Below are 17,682 nucleotides of genomic sequence, written 5' to 3' on the forward strand. Positions count from 1 at the left end.
AATAACCTCTATTCGGGAGCGAACATCACCTGGATATCGACGCCAGGCTGCTGTAAGAAAGCGCGGATTGGCATCTGCATGACGTCATCTCCGGCAACGGCCTGGTTCAGTACCGGCAATTTAGCGGGACCGACCAGATGCAAGAAAAGGTGGCGGCTGTTCAACAGCCGCTGTTTCGACAAGGACATCCGCTGATAAGGCGCTGTGGTTGGATTCACAGCCAGCGCATCGGCCGTTGTGCTAAGTCCTTCGGCCAGTTCTTTGCTGCAGGGAAACAGCGATGCGGTATGGCCATCTTCGCCCATGCCCAGTATCACTGCATCAAAAGTTGGCACCGCTGCCAGACGCTGCGCAATGGTATCCGCCCCCTGCTCCGCTTTGGCATCCGCCGTCACCAGGCTGATAAAGTTGGCCTGACTGGCCTTGTCTTGCAGCAACACCGATTTGACCAGTCGCTCATTGCTGTCCTTGGCATCGGCTGGCAGCCAGCGATCATCGGCCAGGGTAATGGTGATTTTGTGCCAGGGCAGCTCAGTGCTAGCCAGTTGAGCAAACAAGGCCTGCGGCGTACGGCCACCGGAGACCGCCAAAAAGGCATGACCACGCTCTGCCACCGCCTCGGATAAAATGGCAATCAAGCGCTCGGCAAAGTCGGCATTCAGGGCGGCACTGTGTTCAAAACGGTGAAATTGCATCAAAAGCTCCTATTCGTCCCAGTTGCGATCATCGCGGGCCAGCAATGAAATGGCCGACACCGGCCCCCAGCTGCCAGCCTGATAACTTTTCGGTGGCTCGCCAGTGGCCTTCCAGGCATCAAGGATGCCATCAACCCAGCGCCAGGCATGCTCGACTTCATCACGACGTACGAAGAGGTATTGATTGCCCAGCATGGCTTCGAGCAACAGCCGCTCGTAGGCATCGGCAATGCGCTTCGAACTGAAGGTTTCATCAAAGCTCAAATCAAGCTTGGTCTGGCGCAATTGCATGCTCTCACCCAGCCCCGGGATTTTGTTCATCACCTGCACTTCGACCCCTTCATCGGGTTGCAGGCGAATAATCAGTTTGTTGGCGGGCAGCTGTTTGTAAGTTTCGTGGAAAATATTGTGCGGCTGCGGCTTGAAGCTGATCACCACCTCGCTGCGTTTTTCCGGCATCCGCTTGCCGGTACGCAAATAAAAGGGAACACCAGCCCAGCGCCAGTTGTCGATATCGACTTTTATCGCAACAAAAGTCTCGGTGCTGCTGTTGCTGCGCGCGCCCTCTTCATCCAGGTAGCCTGGCACAGCGCCTCCGGCCACATAGCCACCTGTGTACTGGCCACGCACGGTTTTATCGTGCACATTGCTGATGTCGATGGGTCGCAAGGCTTTTAATACCTTGAGTTTTTCATCCCGAATGCTGTCGGCATCCAGCCGGGCTGGCGGCTCCATCGCGATCAGCGTTAACACTTGCAGCAAATGATTCTGCACCATGTCGCGCATCTGGCCGGCATCGTCGTAGTAACTCCAGCGCCCTTCGACACCAACCTCTTCGGCCACGGTAATTTGCACATGGTCGATGGCATTGTGATCCCAGTTGGAGGCAAAAATGGCATTGGCAAAGCGCAGTGCCAACAGGTTCAACACCGTCTCTTTGCCCAGGTAGTGGTCAATCCGATACACCTGAGACTCGGCAAAGTACTGCGCAACCTGTTCATTGATTTGGCGCGAAGATTCCAGATCATGGCCAATGGGTTTTTCCAGTACCACACGTGCCGGCTCATCCGCCAGACCTGCAGAGTGCAGACCCGCGCAAATTAATGGAAACAGCGCCGGCGGAGTCGCAAAATAACTGACCGGTATGCGCTGTGTTGGATCCACCACAGTGGTGAGCTTCTGATAAGCTTTGGCGGAGGATAAGTCCAGCTGAACATAATGCAGCCGCTGTTCAAAGCGTTGCCAAACAGCTTCATCAATGGGCTCTTTCTTAATAAACTTTTCCAGGTTGGTCCGCACCAACTGCTGATAAGCGGTTTGATCCAGCTCATCCCTTGCTATGCCAACAACCCGGCTGTCATCGTGCATTAATCCGGCTTTTTCCAACTGATACAAAGCAGGCAGTAATTTACGGCGAGCCAGATCGCCCTTGGTGCCAAACAACAGAAGATCACAGGCTTTTGCGGCAGATGACATAATGGAGTCCCATGCTAAAGATGTAATTTTACAACAACAGCCGCATACTAGCGCAGCGTTTTGCCGTTGTAAACCCGACTTATTGTAATTTAATTACAAATATGCTTAAGTGACTTTATTATACCCGCAGTTGACCAGCTAAGATGGGTTTTATGCCGACAACTGTGGTAAAATAAATACTTTTCTGTAACCGGCTTTGGATGTATAACAACATTCATTACATCGCGATTGACGGTTAGGTCGATTACTCAGGAAGCATCGAATGAATGTCCTTGAAAAAATAGTAAATAGCGTGGCCAACTTCAGTAAGTCTGAACGCAAAGTCGCTGAAGTGATCCTGGCTAATCCGCAAACGACCATTCATAGCAGTATAGCTGCTCTGGCCAAGATGGCGGATGTCAGTGAGCCGACGGTCAATCGCTTTTGCCGTCGGCTTGATACCAAAGGTTTCCCAGACTTTAAACTGCATTTGGCGCAGAGCCTGGCCAATGGCACCCCTTACGTCAATCGGCACGTGGAAGAAGAAGACGGGCCCGAGGCCTATACCGCCAAAATCTTTGAGTCCACCATGGCAGCGCTGGACTCCGCTCGCCACAATGTCGACATCAATGCCATCAATCGGGCAGTCGATGTGTTGACACAAGCCAAGAAGATTTCTTTCTTTGGTCTTGGCGCCTCAGCGTCGGTGGCCCACGATGCTCAGAATAAGTTCTTTCGCTTCAATGTGCCTGTGGTCTGTTTCGATGACATTGTGATGCAGCGCATGTCCGCCATTAACAGTGCGGAAGGCGATGTCGTAGTATGCATCAGCCATACCGGCCGCACAAAAAATCTATGCGATATTGCGGCCATTGCCCGTGAAAACGACGCCACCGTGATAGGGGTGACCGCGTACGACAGCCCGCTGGCGCGCGAGTGCACCCTGGTGCTGTCACTGGATGTGCCGGAAGATACCGACATGTACATGCCAATGGCGTCGCGGGTCGCCCAGCTGGTACTGATTGATATTCTGGCCACTGGCTTTACCTTGCGGCGTGGCTCTAAATTCCGTGAAAACCTGAAAAAGGTCAAAGACAGCCTGCGTGGCTCTCGCTTTGAGAAGAAAGATAGTCCAGCCTAAACCACAACGACAGCCGATCAGTGGTCTGCTGTCGTTATTTATTTTCCTACCGACGCTGTATTCTGTAATAAAATTACATTACACTAGTTACCACTAGCCTTCCTCTTCTATTCAGGAGCCATTGATGCCAAGAAGAACTAAAATCGTAGCCACCCTGGGGCCGGCGACCAATACTGAAGCAGCCATTGAGCAACTGATCCGCAAGGGCGCGACGGTTTTCCGCTTTAACTTCTCGCACGGCACTGCCGACGATCATCGGCAACGTGCATCCATGGTACGCAGTGCTGCCAGCAAAACCGGCACCCATGTCGCCATTCTCGGCGATTTGCAAGGCCCCAAAATTCGTGTCTCAACCTTTGCCGATGGCGCTGTGGTACTGCAACAGGATCAAGCTTTTACGTTGGATGCCTCTTTACCCAAGGGCGCCGGTACCCTTGAGCAGGTCGGCATCGACTACAAAGAGCTGCCGCAGGATGTTCAGCCAGGGGATGTGCTGTTGCTGGACGATGGCCGTATTCAACTGCAAGTCACGGGTGTCGATGGCAGCAAAGTGCATACCCGAGTCACCGTGGCTGGCAAGCTGAGCAATAACAAAGGCATCAATCGCCAGGGTGGTGGCTTGACCGCCCCTGCCCTGACCGAAAAAGACAAAAATGACATCAAGCTGGCTGCGGAAATCGATGTCGATTACCTGGCGGTTTCCTTCCCACGCTGTGGTGACGATTTGCGGCTGGCGCGTGAACTGGCGAAAGAAGCCGGCTCCGAGGCCCGCATTATGGCCAAAGTTGAGCGGGCAGAAGCCGTTGCTGATAACGCTACCCTGGATGACATCATTCTGGCTTCCGACGCTGTGATGGTCGCGCGTGGCGATCTGGGGGTTGAGATTGGCGATGCCGAATTGGTCGGCCAGCAAAAACGCATTATCGCCCGTAGCCGTCAATTAAATCGCATTGTGATTACCGCCACACAAATGATGGAATCGATGATCGAAAGCCCGATGCCAACCCGGGCAGAGGTGATGGATGTGGCCAATGCGGTGCTTGATGGCACCGATGCGGTGATGCTGTCGGCAGAAACCGCCGCTGGCGCCTACCCTGCTGAAACCGTCGATGCCATGGCACGGGTCTGTATTGGTGCCGAGAAACATCCCAGCATTAAAGTATCCAAACACCGGCTCGACGAAACCTTCAGTGAGGTCAGTGAAACCGTTGCCATGTCGGCCATGTATGCTGCCAACCACTTGCCAGGCATCAAAGCCATCATAGCTCTGACGGAGTCGGGGTACACTGCCAAGCTGATGTCGCGCATCACCTCGACCCAGCCCATCTATGCCCTGTCTCGCCATGAAAAAACGCTGAACAAACTGGCGTTGTACCGGGGCGTCTATCCGGCATTCTTTGATACCCGGACCATCCCGGCGCAAGAGCTGGCCAACAGCGCCATTCAATGCATCGCATCCAAGGCTGAGCTAAAAAGTGGCGACCTGGTGATTCTGACCCATGGCGATCAGATGGAAACCATAGGCGCGTCCAATACCTGCAAAATTGTTCAGGTTAAGTAGCCGCTAGACCCATCGATTTAATAAGCCACCTTCAGGTGGCTTTTTTTATGCTGCGATGGAAGTACTGACGCCAAAGCGGTGATAAGGCGGTGATCATCGATCCCGTCACCACCAGACAAGCGCCCAGAATGGCCCAGCCATTCAGTGGCTCCGGCCTTAGCCAGTCGGGTTGCAGTGCATGCAGCCCTTTGGCAACCAGAATGGTCACCAGAGGCGTTATCGCCAGTACGGCACTGACTTTGTAGGCTTCCCAGTGGTGCAATGCTTCGGCAAAAGCGCCGTAGGCAACCACGGTATTGAGGCAACAGAACAGCAAAAACAGCCAGTGCCAGAGCGAGAGATGCCACAGCGGCTGCAAATCGGACAAGGGCATAAACACCAAAGCACCGGCGCAGTAAATCAACACCATGATTTGTTGTGAGCTGTAATGCACCAACAATTGCTTTTGTGCCAGCGCATAGGCCGCCCAGGTCACTGCGGCCCCGATAATCAACAGCAGCCCCCAGCTTTCTTCACTGACGCTGGTAAGCAAGGGAACAAGGCGCTCATTAAAAAACAGCAGCAGACCAATCAGCAGTACCAGGGCGCCAACTTTTTGCCACAACTGCAAGCGCTCTTTAAAGAGCCACACGCCGCCCAGCATCATCAGAAAAGGCGCCAGTTGGATCAACAGCTGGCCGGTTTCAGCAGTCAAGTAGTTCAGGCCCGACATGTACATCAGGTAGTTGGCCAGTAAGCCAGCAATGGCAATGAGCAGCAGCAGGATCCCCTGTCGGCTTAACAAGGACAATCTGGGCCATTGCCCCTGAGCCTGTAACCAAAGCCCTACCAGCAAAGCCGCCACTAAAAAGCGGACACCGGTCAGGGTGCTGGCGGTTAGAAAATCCAGCAAGACTTTCAATACAATGGGCAAAACGCCCCACAACACGGCGGTGGTCAAAGCCAGGCTAAAACCCAGCAAAGCACGGCCAGAGACCTGATGCATATCAGCAACCTGTTTTAGGTAAATATACCTAAGCAACCTCAAGATGCGAGTTTCAGAAGTCACTTAGGTATAAACCCTACCATTGTCGCTGATTGCAGAGAAAATGTCGCTTAATTTCAGTAAACTGTAGCTTTAATGCGACTTGCGGCAGATCAAGCCAGCAAGGTTTGCTTTTGCTATACTGCCAGCATGAACGAGACATCAGGAGTTAGCATGAGCAGCATTCGTCGTATTGGGATCCTCACCTCAGGAGGCGATGCGCCGGGTATGAACGCCTGCATCCGCTCCATCGTGCTGACAGCCGCCGCCCATCAGATTGACGTCATCGGTTTCTCGCATGGCTACAACGGCCTGATTGAGGGGGAATACCGCACCTTATTGCCCTACCATGTGCAACACATCATTCATCTGGGAGGCACCATTTTAAAAAGTGCCCGTTGCCCCGCCATGCATACAGAGCAAGGGCCCAAAGCGGCAGCACAAACCTTGCAGCAACTGCAACTCGATGCCTTGTTGGTTATTGGGGGGGATGGCAGCTTTAAAGGGGCTCTGGCCATTGCCCAGCATTACTCCGGGCAAATCCTGGGCTTGCCCGGTACCATTGATAACGATGTCGATGGTACCGACGCCACCATCGGCTACGCCACCGCCATCGATACTGCTTTGGATGCGATAGATAAAATTCGCGATACCGCCGATGCCTTTGAGCGCATTTTCCTGGTGGAGTTAATGGGCCGGCACAGCGGCTTTATCGCACTGTCGGCTGGCATTGCCAGTGGTGCCGAGCAAATTATCTGCCCAGAGCTGGGACGACTGACCCCGGACGATCTTGAGCGAGTGACTCGCCCGATTCAAAATGCCCAGCTGGTGAAAGGCAAAAGCAGCTACATCATGGTGGTGGCCGAACATTGCTATCCCGGTGGCAGCACGGCTTTGGCCGAAGCCATCACCAAAGCCATTGGCATTGAATGCCGGGCATGTGTACTGGGCCATATCCAACGTGGTGGTTCACCGATTGGCGCCGATCGCATTCTGGCAACCAAGCTGGGAGCCTATGCAGTGGAGCAACTGTTAAAAGGAGCGCACTTGATGATGGCCGGTGAAGTCAACCACACCGCTTCTCTGTACCCGCTGCAAGCCAGTGGTGAAGGAAAAAAACGCATCGACCCTTACCTGCTGCGCTGGCAACAACAGGTTGCCAGCGATTGAAGGTGGCGCTTGGAGAAAAGGCCTAGGCACCTTTGAAGACTTGTTTCACTCTGTCTTTGTAACTGCGGCTCACTTTCACCGTTTGCTCGTTGCTCAGCACCAGTTGATGCTCGCCATTGGGCAGCATCTGCAGCTTGACGATGGTATTGACATTGACAATGGCAGAGCGATGCACACGCACAAACAAGCGGGGATCCAGTTCCTGCTCCAGTTCTTTCATGGTTTTGCGCAGAATATGAGTCTGGCCATCCCGGGTATGAATGCACATGTAATCGCCAGCCGCATCCACCCAGTGAATGTCCACCACCATCACCCGGGTAATTTCGCCACTGTCTTTGATGCTAATGGCTTCAGGGTAGCGGGAGTCGACTACCGGCTCTTCATTGCTAAGTCGCTCCAGGATGGTTTCAGCATCATCCCCGGTTAAGCGAGATACCACCTGAGCCAATTGCGACTTATGCTTTTGCACATCCTTGCTTTCAAAGGCCTTGATGGCTTTGTCGATAGCCAGCCTCAGCCGCTCAGCTTCAACCGGTTTCAGCACATAATCGATGGCATTGACATCAAAAGCTGCCAACGCATAGTGATCGTAGGCGGTGACAAAAATAACGTAGGGCATTGGCAGCTGTTGCTGCTGCAACTGCTCCAGAACAGCGAAACCATCCATGCCCGGCATTTCCACATCCAGAAAGACCAGATCGGGCTGGTGCTGAGCAATGGCGTCCAGTGCTTCTTTGCCATTGCCACATTCGGCTACCACCTTGAGTGTGGGATACTCATTGAGCCGGTACAACATCCCCTTGCGCGCAAGAGGCTCATCATCAACCACCACCACATTCAGCATTGTTCAGGATCCCGCTGTTTCAAGTTCATAAGGAATTCGGATATTCACTCTCAGCCCTTGCGGCTCATTGTGGGTCAGCACCAGTGAAAAATTATGATCGTACAAAGCCGCTAAACGCTCCCGGGTGTTGACCAGGCCTACGCCACTGTGCTCGGACTTTGGCAGGCCTCTGTCCAGCGGCACACCTGGCCCATCATCCGCAACTTCCAGTAAAAGGTCGTGACCAAATTTTTTGGCCGAAATCGCAATGGTGCCGCCCTCAACTCTGTTGGCAACCGCGTACTTTATGGCATTTTCAATCAGAGGTTGCAAGATTAAGCTGGGCACCAGCGCCTGGCAGGCATCATCCCCGACTTCAAAGCTTACTTTCAGCCGCTCAGAAAAGCGCACCTTTTCGATTTCAAGGTACAATCGGGCTGCACTGATTTCTTGTTGCAGTGGTACCTTTTTAATTGGATCCTTGTACAGGGAATAGCGCAAAAAGTCACTGAGCCGGGTCACCATTTTCTCAGCCGTATCGTTTTCCCGTGTCAGTACCAGAGTGGCGATCGCGTTCAGGGTGTTGAACAGAAAGTGCGGGTTCAGCTGGTAGCGCAGCATTTTTAACTGAGCTTCGTGCGCCCTGTTGGTTGCAGTTAACAGCTTTTGCTTTTCACGTTGCAGGGTCTGGTAGTATTTAATTCCGAAGTAGAGCCCGCTCCAGCTCAGAATCACATAAAAAGATACCGGCGCGTGTCTCAGATAAATTTGCATCCAGCTCCAGCTTTTGGGGGTAAAGCCATGCCGGTAAATTTCCCAGTAGGAGTGATTTTTAAAAATAGTCCAGATCACGGCCACCAGGGTGGCCAACATCAGTACCGTGATGATCATTTTCAGCGGGTGCCAGTGCCAGGCGCGTTGATAGACGTAGCGCAGCGGTATGGTCAACAGCCAGCCAACAAACGCATCCAGCATCACCACCCAAAGATAGGCATCGCGCATTTCCTGCACCAAAGAGCCAAGGTAATGCACCACCGCAAAGCCAATCCAGCCAAGGGTATGAAGCAGCCAGAACTGCAGATGTTTTTTGTCGTCAATATTGCGCAGCAAAGCACGATCCCCAGGGCCTTTGGTAAGGACTATTATACCCAATCAGACCACCACTGCGGACCGGTTAAACCTGATTCTTGCTTCATTAGTCGCATCAGCCTTGATACCGGATGCCCAAACGCTGCAACACAAAGCTCAGCAGCCAGGCCGGGCCTATCAGCAAAAAGAAAATATCCTGAAAAAAAGAAGGTTTTTTGCCTTCAATCCTGTGGCCAATAAACTGCAGCAACCACATCAGCACAAAAAGCGCTAAGCTGGTCAGCCACAGTGGCGTGGTTAAGGCTTGCTCATGCCAGCGCAGCAGCGTGAACACCAGCGCGGTAAACAAAGTCATGCCAGCCCCAAGGGCAAAGGACAAGCGAAAATAGAACACCAGCACCGGCAAGGCTATCAACATGGACCAATTGATGTCATTGGCACTAAAACCAGCCAACGGCATCGGCAGGGACCACAGCAAGCCAAACACAGTGGCATAAATGACGGGCACTGCCAGCCAGTGAATGGCTTTATTGACCGGGTGTTGGTGACTGACCGCGTAGTCGTCAAACCATTGCTGTGCTGTTTTCATAGGACCACCTGTAAGAAACGACTGGCCCTACCAGACTAATCCGATTGTTAACAAAGTCAAGTTATTCAGCCAGCCCCGCCAGCACTGGGATGGGTTTGCGATCAGGCCCCAATGCGACAAAGGTAAAGCTGCCGGAAATGGCTTTGTGCTGATCGTCCTGATACATGTGCTCCAGAAAAATATCCACATGCACCCGAATGCTGGTGCGACCAACATGATCGACCTTGGCCACCAACTCAATCAAACTGCCGGCCGGAATGGCTTCTTTAAAATCGACCCGGTCGGACGATACCGTCACCAGAGGTTTGCGGCAAAAACGGGTGGCAGCGATAAAGGCCGCTTCATCCATCCAGGCCAGGGCCTCGCCACCAAACAAGGTGTTGTGGTGGTTGGTTCGGCCGGGGAACACGGTTTTAGTGACCCGGGTTAATGCATGCTGCATGCGTTTGGCAATGAGGGCGTCTTGGTTCTCTGTGCTCATCAGTGGCTGCTCGGTTTTGGACTGCGGGCGCGCATTGTACGTCAACCCGCATCAAATGCAATGCTGCGGCCCGCAGTTGTCGCTGGTTACCGCATTGAGCTTAGCATCGGGCCAAGTGGCTGGCCACCTACCAGGTGCAGATGAATGTGATACACCTCCTGACCACCATGCTGGTTGCAGTTCATAATCAGCCGATAACCATCCTCGGCAATGCCTTCGGCTGCCGCCAGTTTGCGCGCTACGGTGAACAGTCGGCCCAGGGCAGCTTCGTGGACAGGCTCAACATCGTTGACGGTTGGGATTAACTGATTGGGAATGATCAGAATATGGCTGGGGGCTCTGGGATGGATATCGCGAAATGCGGTGACCAGCTCGTCCTGATAGAGAATATCGGCTGGGATTTCCTTTCGGACAATTTTACTGAAAATGGTTTCTTCCGCCATGAGAGATCCTTGTCGTGTTACAATCGTCAAACAGAGTCTGTAGGAGAATTCAGTATATATGAAGGCCTTGATTCAATACCAGCTCCGTTCCGTCGATATTGCCGCCCACCTGATTGAGGTGGAGCTGCAAGTTCGCCCCCGTCAGGATGCCCCCTTGCAGTTGCAATTGCCCGCCTGGATCCCAGGCAGTTACATGATCCGTGACTTTGCCCGCAACATCGTCTGGCTGAGCGCTTGTGACGCACAGGGCGCACTGAGCCCGGTAAAAATCGACAAGCAAAACTGGCAGATTGCTCACCGCGGTGAACCGGTGACGGTGCGTTACCAGATTTATGCTTTTGATCGCTCGGTGCGGGCGGCCTATCTGGACGATGAAATCGCCATTCTAAACCCGGCCTGCCTCTGCCTTTCGGTCGCAGGTTTTGAGTCCGAGCCGCACCAGTTGGAGGTGCTAAAGCCCACCGAGGCATGGGCCAAAGACTGGCGGCTGGCTACAGCCTTGCCGGCCATGGCCGGCACCCCAGAGCTTGGCTTTGGCTGCTACCTGGCGGCTGATTACCAACAGCTGATTGACAGCCCCTTGCTGGCCGGGCATTTTGAAGTCAGCCGCTTTGACATCGATGGCGTGCCCCACTACCTGGTAGTCAGCGGCCGAAACTGTTTTGACATGGCGCGTTTTAGTGCCGATCTGGCGCGGATTTGCCAGCAACAAAAAGCCCTTTTCGGTGCCCTGCCCGACGACTTGTCGGCCTATTGGTTCCTGACCTGGGTGACCGACAGCGGCTTTGGGGGGCTGGAGCACCGCGATTCAACGCTGCTGCTGTGCAGCCGCTTTGATCTGCCCGCGAGCAACCAGCCGGCGCTCAGCGAGGGCTATCAGACCTTGCTCAGTCTGTGCAGCCATGAGTACCTGCATACCTGGTGGATCAAGCGGTTAAAGCCTGCCGAATTTCACCCCTACCGCCTGGCGCAGGAACAATACAGCCGCCAACTTTGGATTTATGAGGGCTTTACCTCCTACCTGGATGATTTAGCGCTGTACAGCAGCGGCCTGCAAAACGAGGCGGATTACCTGCGCGCTTTGGAAAAAACCATCAGCAGGGTTACGCGTAATCCAAGCAATACCGTGCAATCGCTAGAAGACAGCAGCTTTGATGCCTGGACCAAGTTCTACAAGCAGGATGAAAATGCCGTCAATGCCGTGGCCAGCTATTATGCCAAAGGCGCTCTGGTTGCCCTTTGCCTGGATGCGGCTTTGAGCCAACAGCAGCGCAGCCTGCCCGAGTTGATGCGACAACTTTGGACGCAGCACCTTGATGGTGGCACCCCGGATGGCGCCATTCAGGCCATCTTACAGAATTGGCAATTGCCTGAACTAGCCACCAGATTGACGGCCTGGGTGCAACAGCCGGAAATTCTGCCGCTGGCGGAGCTGCTGCCTGCGCTTGGGCTTTCACTGAGCTTTCGCCAGCCGCAAGGGCAGGATGATCTCAATGGGCCGGCGAAAGAAACCGAAGAAGGCAGCCCACAGCAATCTGCCTGGTTGGGGGCCCTGTCCCAGGGCAATGAGCTCTGCCTGAAGCTGACTGCCGTCTATCATGGCGGCCCGGCGCATCAGGCAGGCTTGATGGTGGGTGATGAGGTGTTGGCGCTGGCGGGCTACCGTCTGAACCAGAGCAGTCAGGCCGAGCTGTTGAAACGCTTACCTAAACAACAGCCGATTGAGGTGCAGTTCTTCCGGCGCGATCGGCTGTTGTCGTCCAACATGGTGCTGACCGAGCCACCGGCCACCGTGGCGCAGCTTACCGTAACAGATGCACAGCTGCTGGCCCATTGGTGGGCCAAAGCTGCCCGCGAGCCGCAAGTTTAACGATTGGGATCCTGCAATGGCGGCGCGGGCTCGGGCATCAGCAATGCCGGGTCCAGCCGCTCCTGAAACCAGTTGATACGCCAGTCCAGATGCGGGCCTGTTACCCGGCCGGTAGCGCCCATATCGGCGACCAGCTGCCCCTGCTCGACTTTGTCACCAACCTCGACCCGAAAGGCATCGAGATGCATCAAGGTACTGCTGACGCCATAGCCATGATCAATAATCAGCGTCAGACCCGAGTAATAAAGATCGCTGGCCAGAGTCACCACACCACTTAAAGGTGCATAAACCGGACTGCCAACCGGGCCGGCAATATCCAGCCCAAGATGCGGATTGCGTGGCTGACCATTGAAAATGCGCTGAGAACCGTAGACACCGGTAATGCGGCCGTATGCCGGCCACTTCGGTTGTTCAAAGGCATAAGTCAGCTCAGAGCGCTGCTGGCGTGCCGCTGCAACCGCCTGACTGTCAGCGCGGATCCGGGCCAGTACTTCCGGCGGCGGACTGACAAAGCGTTGCTCAACCCCTTCGATACGCTGAATATCGTAGTCCCTGGCACTGAATTGCAAAGGCAACCGCAACGACTGCCCCTGGTACTCGACCCGCAGCTCGTGTTCAAGCGCAGCGTCACGACCAATGCCAAATACCAGTTGCCCGGTTGGACTGACTTCCAGCGGCTGCTGGTTGAACCAAACCTGGCTGCCGGCTGGAACCTGTGCCCGGATCAGGCTGCCCTGGGTCAGGGTGCCTTGCAGTTGGATCTGTTCCGGGCTGAGTTCGGCCAGAGCCCAGCCACTGAGCCACAGACTAGCGCTCAGCAATAGCGCCTTTCCCCACCCCTTCATAAGCCTCCACCCGATACTGATGTGAATTGTCGATCTGCTGCAATTGTCCGGCAATAAAGTCGGCCAGGCACTCTACCGTAGTGTCGCAAGGCACGACTTCGCAGTGACTGGCTGGCAGACAAAGCTCAAACTGGCCCTGACCGGATTGATAACGTGAACAGAGATCGTCCTTAGCTGGCGTAAGCCACTGCAAGTCTGCAGCGCTGCATTGATCCTCGGCCGTCAGCAAGTAAATATCCTGCCAACGATCAGCCCAGTATTTGTTTAACCGCGGCGATAACATGCCATCCTGATAAATGCGGATCAAAGAGCGGTGACCATGGGCGATTCGCTGGCAGTTGCCATCGTGCTTCTTCAGTCCATGACTGTATTGGTAACTGAAGCCCTGACTTTGTTCGTGCCGTAATGTCAGTCGGATCTGCTGCACACTGTCGGGCAACAGACCAGCCAGTTGCTGCAAAATAAATTCTTCAATGGCGCTGTGGTCGACCTGCTCGGCATCAAGCAGCGCAAAGGCTTGTTGCGGACCGGCCACCTGGATGCTGCCACGGGCACTGTCAAAACGCACCACCAGCTGCTCAGATTGCTGTTCAAGCCTGGTCGCAGCCGACTGCACCGGAATGGCCAGCGCATGATCCAGGCTGCTGTCGATGGCTTTTTTGATGATTTTCTTTACCAGACCAAAGTCCAGCACCATCGAGGCCTGATCCAGGCCGCCTTCCAGCTCCACATCGACAATCAGGCTTTCACCCAACACGCCGCGTTGCGGACACAGGTAGGAAAAATCAATGACCGTCAGATCACGTACAAATAAAATCATAACCACTCGCAGTCGTTAAAAGAGCCCCATTATACGGTACAGGCACGGGCCATGGCTACCGATCATGCTCGTTCAGCCAGCGGTTCAACAGGCCAATCTGACCGCATTTATGGGCGGCATACATTAAGCGCAGCGCATTGCTGATCAGGGTGCTGTCGTTCCAATCGGTTTTTTGTTGAATGTCCTGATAACAGCGCAAGGCTTCCGGGGTCAGATAACCCCGCAACTCTTTTTTACCGGCTTGTTTTTGGCGCTCACGGTAACGGCGCTGCTTCTCGGCATTGTTGAGCGCCTCTTTATGCTCTTCTTTAATCTCTTCGTTGCTACGATTCTCTTGGCTCATGTGTTCCCCAGAGCAGATAACGTGGTGAAAAACAGACTCAGGGCGCGACCTTTTGCACTAATCGGACTTGCTTAGCGTACAAGTGTTCGCTAAGCTCCATCCCCAGAAAGTTTAGCCCTTGTGTGATGGAATCAAGATACATGATGAAGAATAGCTTTACAAAAGAAGAATTGCTGGCCTGTGGCCGTGGGGAGTTGTTTGGCCCGGGCAACAGCCAATTGCCCATTGACCAGATGCTGATGATGGATCGCATTCTGCACATCTCAGAGGAAGGTGGCGACTTTGGCAAAGGCGAAATTATTGCCGAGCTGGATATCACCCCTGAGCTGTGGTTCTTTGCCTGTCACTTCCAGGGCGATCCGGTGATGCCTGGCTGTCTGGGGCTGGATGCCATGTGGCAGCTGGTTGGCTTTTTCCTTGGCTGGTCCGGCGGTCCGGGCAAAGGTCGGGCCCTTGGCGTCGGTGAAGTGAAATTTACCGGTCAGATCCTGCCTACTGCCAAGAAAGTGACTTACCGCATCAACATGAAGCGGGTGATCAAGCGCAAACTCTTTATGGGGATTGGCGATGGCTCGGTCAGTGTCGATGGCCGTGAAATTTACACCGCCAAAGATTTAAAAGTGGGCTTGTTTACCGATACCACCAGCTTTTAATCTGCCCCTGGAATGCAACAAGCCCCGTAAAACGGGGCTTGTGAATGGGATTCAGTCGGAGGGGTTAGATCCCCTTGTTATAAAGACCGGTACCACGGTCTTCCATAGCTTCACGCCAGCCCCCTAACCACTGGGAGCGCACTTCGAGATTTTGGTAAGGACAGATTTCTTTCGAACGGCCAGTGACTCCGGCCCGGTAACCTTGTGCGTGTGCACGTTCAAGACGATCACGTTTTTGTCGTTTCATACGGCAGTCTTCCTCAATCGTTGCTAATAACAACACTGAACGCAAGACAATTGCATTCAGTCCGCCATTAATAGATAAGACATCGCTACCAAAGGTTCAACCCTGTTTTCGTCCGATAATCGACTCTTTATTCTAACCGGCTGATATGACAGTCAAATTACAGAAAAAAGAATCTGTTCATTTTTTGCATGCAATGAAGGCGCAAAACGGAATGCAAGTTGCTAGTTAGTGCCCGTCCAGAAAGGCGGGCACTAGCGCAGCGCAGGGATGTGCTGCCATTTTCACAGCGTGGTAACACATTGAAAATGTGAGGCAAATGGAAATCGCAATTTTCATTTGTCGTTCCAGAATAAGGGCAGGAGCCCGTTTCTGGATGAAAAATAGTTATGGCGAATGCCGATGGGATGCTGCTATGAAAATCCCGGTGGCTGTGACAGCTCACCGGGATTGCAATGTGCGCCTATGGACTAAGCGGCTTAGCGGCTTAGTGGCAAGGTTGGGTATTTGATGCCGGCCATTTCATTCATCACGCGAATCACCTGCACGCTGTAACCGAACTCGTTATCGTACCAGACGTACAACACACAGCGATCGCCATCGACGATGGTGGCCTGCGAGTCGACTACACCGGCATAGCGTGAGCCGACCAGATCGGAAGACACAATCTCAGTCGAGCTGGTGTAATCGATTTGATCCTGCAGCTCTGAAAACAGAGCCGAGTCTTGCAAGAAGCCGTTCAGCTCGTCTTTGCTGGTGGCCTTATCCAGGTTCAGCGACAGAATCGCCATCGACACGTTCGGCGTAGGCACCCGAATAGCATTGCCGGTCAGCTTGCCTTTTAACTCTGGCAAGGCTTTGGCAACAGCACTGGCAGCACCGGTAGAGGTAATCACCATGTTCAGTGGCGCGGCACGGCCACGGCGCTCAGCCTTGTGGAAGTTGTCGATCAGGTTTTGATCGTTGGTGTACGAATGCACGGTTTCGACATGGCCATTGCGAATGCCGTACTGGTCATTCAAGGCTTTTAATACCGGAGTAATGGCGTTGGTGGTGCAGCTGGCCGCAGAAACAATTTTGTTTTCCGGCAGGATCATGTGCTGGTTCACGCCATACACCACATTCGGTACTTCGCCTTTGGCCGGGGCGGTCAGCAGCACCCGGGCCGTGCCTTTGGATTCAAAGTGAATCGCCAGCGCTTTGTCGTCTTTCCAGACACCGGTGTTGTCCACCACCAGCGCATTGTTGATGCCGTACTGAGTGTAGTCGACATCGGCCGGAGAATTGGCGTAGATCACTTTGATAAAGGTACCATTGGCTTTAATACCCTGGTTCTCGTGATCCACCGTAATGCTGCCATTGAACAGGCCATGGATGGAGTCACGACGCAGCAAGCTGGCACGCTTTTCCAGGTCCCCTTCTTTGCCGCCCCGCACCACGATGGCACGCAGACGCAGCTTGCTGCTTGGGCCATTGCGCTCCAGCATCAGACGAGCCAGCAGACGGCCAATACGACCAAAACCGTACAGCACCACATCGGTCGGCTCGACACTGTCCGGGTTGTCCAGCAGATCTGCCAGCTCACGCTTCAGATAATCCTGCAGACTGGCGCCGTTGGAGGAATTCTTGTACTGGTAGGCATAAGCCAGTTTACCAATGTCGATGCGGCCCGGGGCCAGATCCAGTTGACTGATGGCTTCTAAAATTGGAAAACTTTCCCGCAAACGGAGTTTTTGTCCTTCGTAACGCTCCACCATTTTGTGCGCTTTGATCAGCTCAATGGTGGTGGCATTGACCAGAGGCTTGCCATAGACCACAACTTCGACGCCTTTGTTGCGGTACAGGCGACCGATTAACGGCAGCATGTTCTCGGCAAATTCCTGGCGCTCCTGCCAGCTCTTCTGGTACTGTTCTTCGTGTGATAGGGTCATAATTCGGCCTTTTAACATCAGTCTGCTGAATGGAATGGGTACAGATACAGAGTCGCCCTTGCGAGCGGCGGCCTATTGTAATAGAAACTGAAAGGTTACCACAACAGTTACAGGTCTTTTTCCGGCCGAAACTGCAAGGAAACCGAATTAACGCAGTAGCGTTGACCCGTCGGTGCAGGGCCATCATCAAACACATGGCCCAGATGTGCATCGCAAGCAGCGCAAAGGATCTCGGTCCGCACCATGCCATGACTGTGATCCGGCTGGTAGCGCACTTTGCCATCCAGCGCCTGCCAAAATGACGGCCAGCCACAGCCGGCATCAAACTTGGTTGTCGCGTCAAACAAATGCGCACCACAGCAAATACAGTGGTAGCTGCCGGCAGCTTCCTGATACAACAGGTCCCCCGTAAAAGGTCGCTCGGTGCCTTTAAGCCGGGTTACCCGGTATTGCTCCGGGCTCAGTTGTTGTTGCCATTGCTGATCGTTTTTTTTCTGCATGCGGT

General features: G+C 53.8%; 19 protein-coding genes. 5 read left to right on the forward strand and 14 right to left on the reverse strand.

Annotated features, from left to right (window positions below; translation table 11 throughout):
- Nucleotides 1-8 precede the first annotated feature (8 nt).
- Together pgl and zwf are read right to left on the reverse strand one after the other, a co-directional pair.
- Entirely contained in the window at nucleotides 9-695 is a 687-nt protein-coding gene (pgl, locus tag Q3O59_RS06705; RefSeq protein WP_305944838.1) for a 6-phosphogluconolactonase, read from the reverse strand.
- Between the two features lie 9 nt (nucleotides 696-704).
- Complete coding sequence (gene zwf, locus Q3O59_RS06710; RefSeq protein ID WP_305944839.1) at nucleotides 705-2,171, reverse strand: glucose-6-phosphate dehydrogenase; 1,467 nt, start codon at nucleotides 2,169-2,171, stop codon at nucleotides 705-707.
- A gap of 262 nt (nucleotides 2,172-2,433) precedes the next feature.
- Here zwf and Q3O59_RS06715 point away from each other — a divergent pair, with 262 nt between their 5' ends.
- Both Q3O59_RS06715 and pyk read left to right on the forward strand, forming a co-directional pair.
- Complete coding sequence (locus tag Q3O59_RS06715) at nucleotides 2,434-3,291, forward strand: MurR/RpiR family transcriptional regulator (RefSeq protein WP_305944840.1); 858 nt, start codon at nucleotides 2,434-2,436, stop codon at nucleotides 3,289-3,291.
- 124 nt (nucleotides 3,292-3,415) lie between these two features.
- On the forward strand, nucleotides 3,416-4,852 hold the full coding sequence (gene pyk / locus Q3O59_RS06720) for a pyruvate kinase (protein ID WP_305944841.1): 1,437 nt from the start codon (nucleotides 3,416-3,418) through the stop codon (nucleotides 4,850-4,852).
- Nucleotides 4,853-4,883: 31 nt separating this feature from the next.
- Here pyk and Q3O59_RS06725 read toward each other — a convergent pair whose 3' ends face one another.
- Nucleotides 4,884-5,837 (reverse strand): DMT family transporter, encoded by a 954-nt coding sequence (locus tag Q3O59_RS06725; protein ID WP_305944842.1) that lies wholly within the window; start codon nucleotides 5,835-5,837, stop codon nucleotides 4,884-4,886.
- Between the two features lie 213 nt (nucleotides 5,838-6,050).
- Between Q3O59_RS06725 and Q3O59_RS06730 the strand changes: the two genes are divergently transcribed.
- Nucleotides 6,051-7,046, forward strand: a complete 996-nt coding sequence (locus Q3O59_RS06730; protein ID WP_305944843.1) for an ATP-dependent 6-phosphofructokinase — start codon at nucleotides 6,051-6,053, stop codon at nucleotides 7,044-7,046.
- 22 nt (nucleotides 7,047-7,068) lie between these two features.
- Here the strand turns inward: Q3O59_RS06730 and Q3O59_RS06735 are convergent, their stop codons facing one another.
- The 5 genes from Q3O59_RS06735 to hinT all read right to left on the reverse strand — a co-directional run bounded on the left by Q3O59_RS06735 (nucleotide 7,069) and on the right by hinT (nucleotide 10,471).
- A complete protein-coding gene (locus Q3O59_RS06735) occupies nucleotides 7,069-7,890 on the reverse strand; it encodes a LytR/AlgR family response regulator transcription factor (protein WP_305944844.1) in 822 nt (273 codons plus the stop codon).
- Between the two features lie 3 nt (nucleotides 7,891-7,893).
- Nucleotides 7,894-8,976: a sensor histidine kinase gene (locus tag Q3O59_RS06740; protein ID WP_305945121.1), complete on the reverse strand. Its 1,083-nt coding sequence runs from the start codon at nucleotides 8,974-8,976 to the stop codon at nucleotides 7,894-7,896.
- A 97-nt stretch (nucleotides 8,977-9,073) separates the two neighbouring features.
- Nucleotides 9,074-9,547 (reverse strand): Mpo1 family 2-hydroxy fatty acid dioxygenase, encoded by a 474-nt coding sequence (locus Q3O59_RS06745; protein WP_305944845.1) that lies wholly within the window; start codon nucleotides 9,545-9,547, stop codon nucleotides 9,074-9,076.
- A 61-nt stretch (nucleotides 9,548-9,608) separates the two neighbouring features.
- Nucleotides 9,609-10,028: an acyl-CoA thioesterase gene (locus Q3O59_RS06750; protein WP_228589803.1), complete on the reverse strand. Its 420-nt coding sequence runs from the start codon at nucleotides 10,026-10,028 to the stop codon at nucleotides 9,609-9,611.
- Nucleotides 10,029-10,114: 86 nt separating this feature from the next.
- The gene (hinT, locus tag Q3O59_RS06755) at nucleotides 10,115-10,471 is read right to left on the reverse strand and encodes a purine nucleoside phosphoramidase (protein ID WP_305944846.1); all 357 of its coding nucleotides are present in this window, start codon (nucleotides 10,469-10,471) and stop codon (nucleotides 10,115-10,117) included.
- Nucleotides 10,472-10,529: 58 nt separating this feature from the next.
- Here hinT and Q3O59_RS06760 point away from each other — a divergent pair, with 58 nt between their 5' ends.
- Nucleotides 10,530-12,341, forward strand: coding sequence for a M61 family metallopeptidase (locus tag Q3O59_RS06760; RefSeq protein ID WP_305944847.1), 1,812 nt, complete (start codon nucleotides 10,530-10,532; stop codon nucleotides 12,339-12,341).
- On the opposite strand, the gene Q3O59_RS06765 is transcribed toward Q3O59_RS06760, so the two are convergent.
- Genes Q3O59_RS06765 through Q3O59_RS06775 form a run of 3 tightly spaced genes read right to left on the reverse strand, consistent with a single transcriptional unit; the run spans nucleotide 12,338 to nucleotide 14,349 of the window.
- Nucleotides 12,338-13,186 (reverse strand): M23 family metallopeptidase, encoded by an 849-nt coding sequence (locus Q3O59_RS06765; RefSeq protein ID WP_305944848.1) that lies wholly within the window; start codon nucleotides 13,184-13,186, stop codon nucleotides 12,338-12,340. The genes Q3O59_RS06760 and Q3O59_RS06765 overlap by 4 nt on opposite strands.
- A complete protein-coding gene (locus Q3O59_RS06770; RefSeq protein ID WP_305944849.1) occupies nucleotides 13,149-14,006 on the reverse strand; it encodes a 6-carboxytetrahydropterin synthase in 858 nt (285 codons plus the stop codon). The genes Q3O59_RS06765 and Q3O59_RS06770 overlap by 38 nt, the downstream gene beginning before the upstream one ends.
- Before the next feature lie 55 nt (nucleotides 14,007-14,061).
- The gene (locus Q3O59_RS06775; RefSeq protein WP_305944850.1) at nucleotides 14,062-14,349 is read right to left on the reverse strand and encodes a hypothetical protein; all 288 of its coding nucleotides are present in this window, start codon (nucleotides 14,347-14,349) and stop codon (nucleotides 14,062-14,064) included.
- Between the two features lie 140 nt (nucleotides 14,350-14,489).
- Between Q3O59_RS06775 and fabA the strand changes: the two genes are divergently transcribed.
- Entirely contained in the window at nucleotides 14,490-15,002 is a 513-nt protein-coding gene (gene fabA / locus Q3O59_RS06780) for a 3-hydroxyacyl-[acyl-carrier-protein] dehydratase FabA (RefSeq protein WP_228589815.1), read from the forward strand.
- A gap of 64 nt (nucleotides 15,003-15,066) precedes the next feature.
- Here the strand turns inward: fabA and rmf are convergent, their stop codons facing one another.
- The 3 genes from rmf to msrB all read right to left on the reverse strand — a co-directional run bounded on the left by rmf (nucleotide 15,067) and on the right by msrB (nucleotide 17,677).
- Nucleotides 15,067-15,249 carry a ribosome modulation factor gene (rmf, locus tag Q3O59_RS06785; RefSeq protein ID WP_228589817.1) on the reverse strand — a complete coding sequence of 61 codons (183 nt, stop codon included), beginning with the start codon at nucleotides 15,247-15,249 and terminating at the stop codon, nucleotides 15,067-15,069.
- 476 nt (nucleotides 15,250-15,725) lie between these two features.
- Nucleotides 15,726-17,177 (reverse strand): glyceraldehyde-3-phosphate dehydrogenase, encoded by a 1,452-nt coding sequence (locus Q3O59_RS06790; protein ID WP_305944851.1) that lies wholly within the window; start codon nucleotides 17,175-17,177, stop codon nucleotides 15,726-15,728.
- 107 nt (nucleotides 17,178-17,284) lie between these two features.
- Entirely contained in the window at nucleotides 17,285-17,677 is a 393-nt protein-coding gene (msrB, locus tag Q3O59_RS06795) for a peptide-methionine (R)-S-oxide reductase MsrB (RefSeq protein ID WP_305944852.1), read from the reverse strand.
- Between the last annotated feature and the right edge of the window lie 5 nt (nucleotides 17,678-17,682).

The organism is Alkalimonas delamerensis, assembly GCF_030717955.1.
Lineage (GTDB): Bacteria > Pseudomonadota > Gammaproteobacteria > Enterobacterales > Alteromonadaceae > Alkalimonas > Alkalimonas delamerensis.

Coding starts and splice junctions, on each gene's coding strand:
- pgl (WP_305944838.1), bottom strand. CDS start 695: ATGCAATTTCACCGTTTTGAACACAGTGCCGCCCTGAATGCCGACTTT.
- zwf (WP_305944839.1), bottom strand. CDS start 2,171: ATGTCATCTGCCGCAAAAGCCTGTGATCTTCTGTTGTTTGGCACCAAG.
- Q3O59_RS06715 (WP_305944840.1), top strand. CDS start 2,434: ATGAATGTCCTTGAAAAAATAGTAAATAGCGTGGCCAACTTCAGTAAG.
- pyk (WP_305944841.1), top strand. CDS start 3,416: ATGCCAAGAAGAACTAAAATCGTAGCCACCCTGGGGCCGGCGACCAAT.
- Q3O59_RS06725 (WP_305944842.1), bottom strand. CDS start 5,837: ATGCATCAGGTCTCTGGCCGTGCTTTGCTGGGTTTTAGCCTGGCTTTG.
- Q3O59_RS06730 (WP_305944843.1), top strand. CDS start 6,051: ATGAGCAGCATTCGTCGTATTGGGATCCTCACCTCAGGAGGCGATGCG.
- Q3O59_RS06735 (WP_305944844.1), bottom strand. CDS start 7,890: ATGCTGAATGTGGTGGTGGTTGATGATGAGCCTCTTGCGCGCAAGGGG.
- Q3O59_RS06745 (WP_305944845.1), bottom strand. CDS start 9,547: ATGAAAACAGCACAGCAATGGTTTGACGACTACGCGGTCAGTCACCAA.
- Q3O59_RS06750 (WP_228589803.1), bottom strand. CDS start 10,028: ATGAGCACAGAGAACCAAGACGCCCTCATTGCCAAACGCATGCAGCAT.
- hinT (WP_305944846.1), bottom strand. CDS start 10,471: ATGGCGGAAGAAACCATTTTCAGTAAAATTGTCCGAAAGGAAATCCCA.
- Q3O59_RS06760 (WP_305944847.1), top strand. CDS start 10,530: ATGAAGGCCTTGATTCAATACCAGCTCCGTTCCGTCGATATTGCCGCC.
- Q3O59_RS06765 (WP_305944848.1), bottom strand. CDS start 13,186: ATGAAGGGGTGGGGAAAGGCGCTATTGCTGAGCGCTAGTCTGTGGCTC.
- Q3O59_RS06770 (WP_305944849.1), bottom strand. CDS start 14,006: ATGATTTTATTTGTACGTGATCTGACGGTCATTGATTTTTCCTACCTG.
- Q3O59_RS06775 (WP_305944850.1), bottom strand. CDS start 14,349: ATGAGCCAAGAGAATCGTAGCAACGAAGAGATTAAAGAAGAGCATAAA.
- fabA (WP_228589815.1), top strand. CDS start 14,490: ATGATGAAGAATAGCTTTACAAAAGAAGAATTGCTGGCCTGTGGCCGT.
- rmf (WP_228589817.1), bottom strand. CDS start 15,249: ATGAAACGACAAAAACGTGATCGTCTTGAACGTGCACACGCACAAGGT.
- Q3O59_RS06790 (WP_305944851.1), bottom strand. CDS start 17,177: ATGACCCTATCACACGAAGAACAGTACCAGAAGAGCTGGCAGGAGCGC.
- msrB (WP_305944852.1), bottom strand. CDS start 17,677: ATGCAGAAAAAAAACGATCAGCAATGGCAACAACAACTGAGCCCGGAG.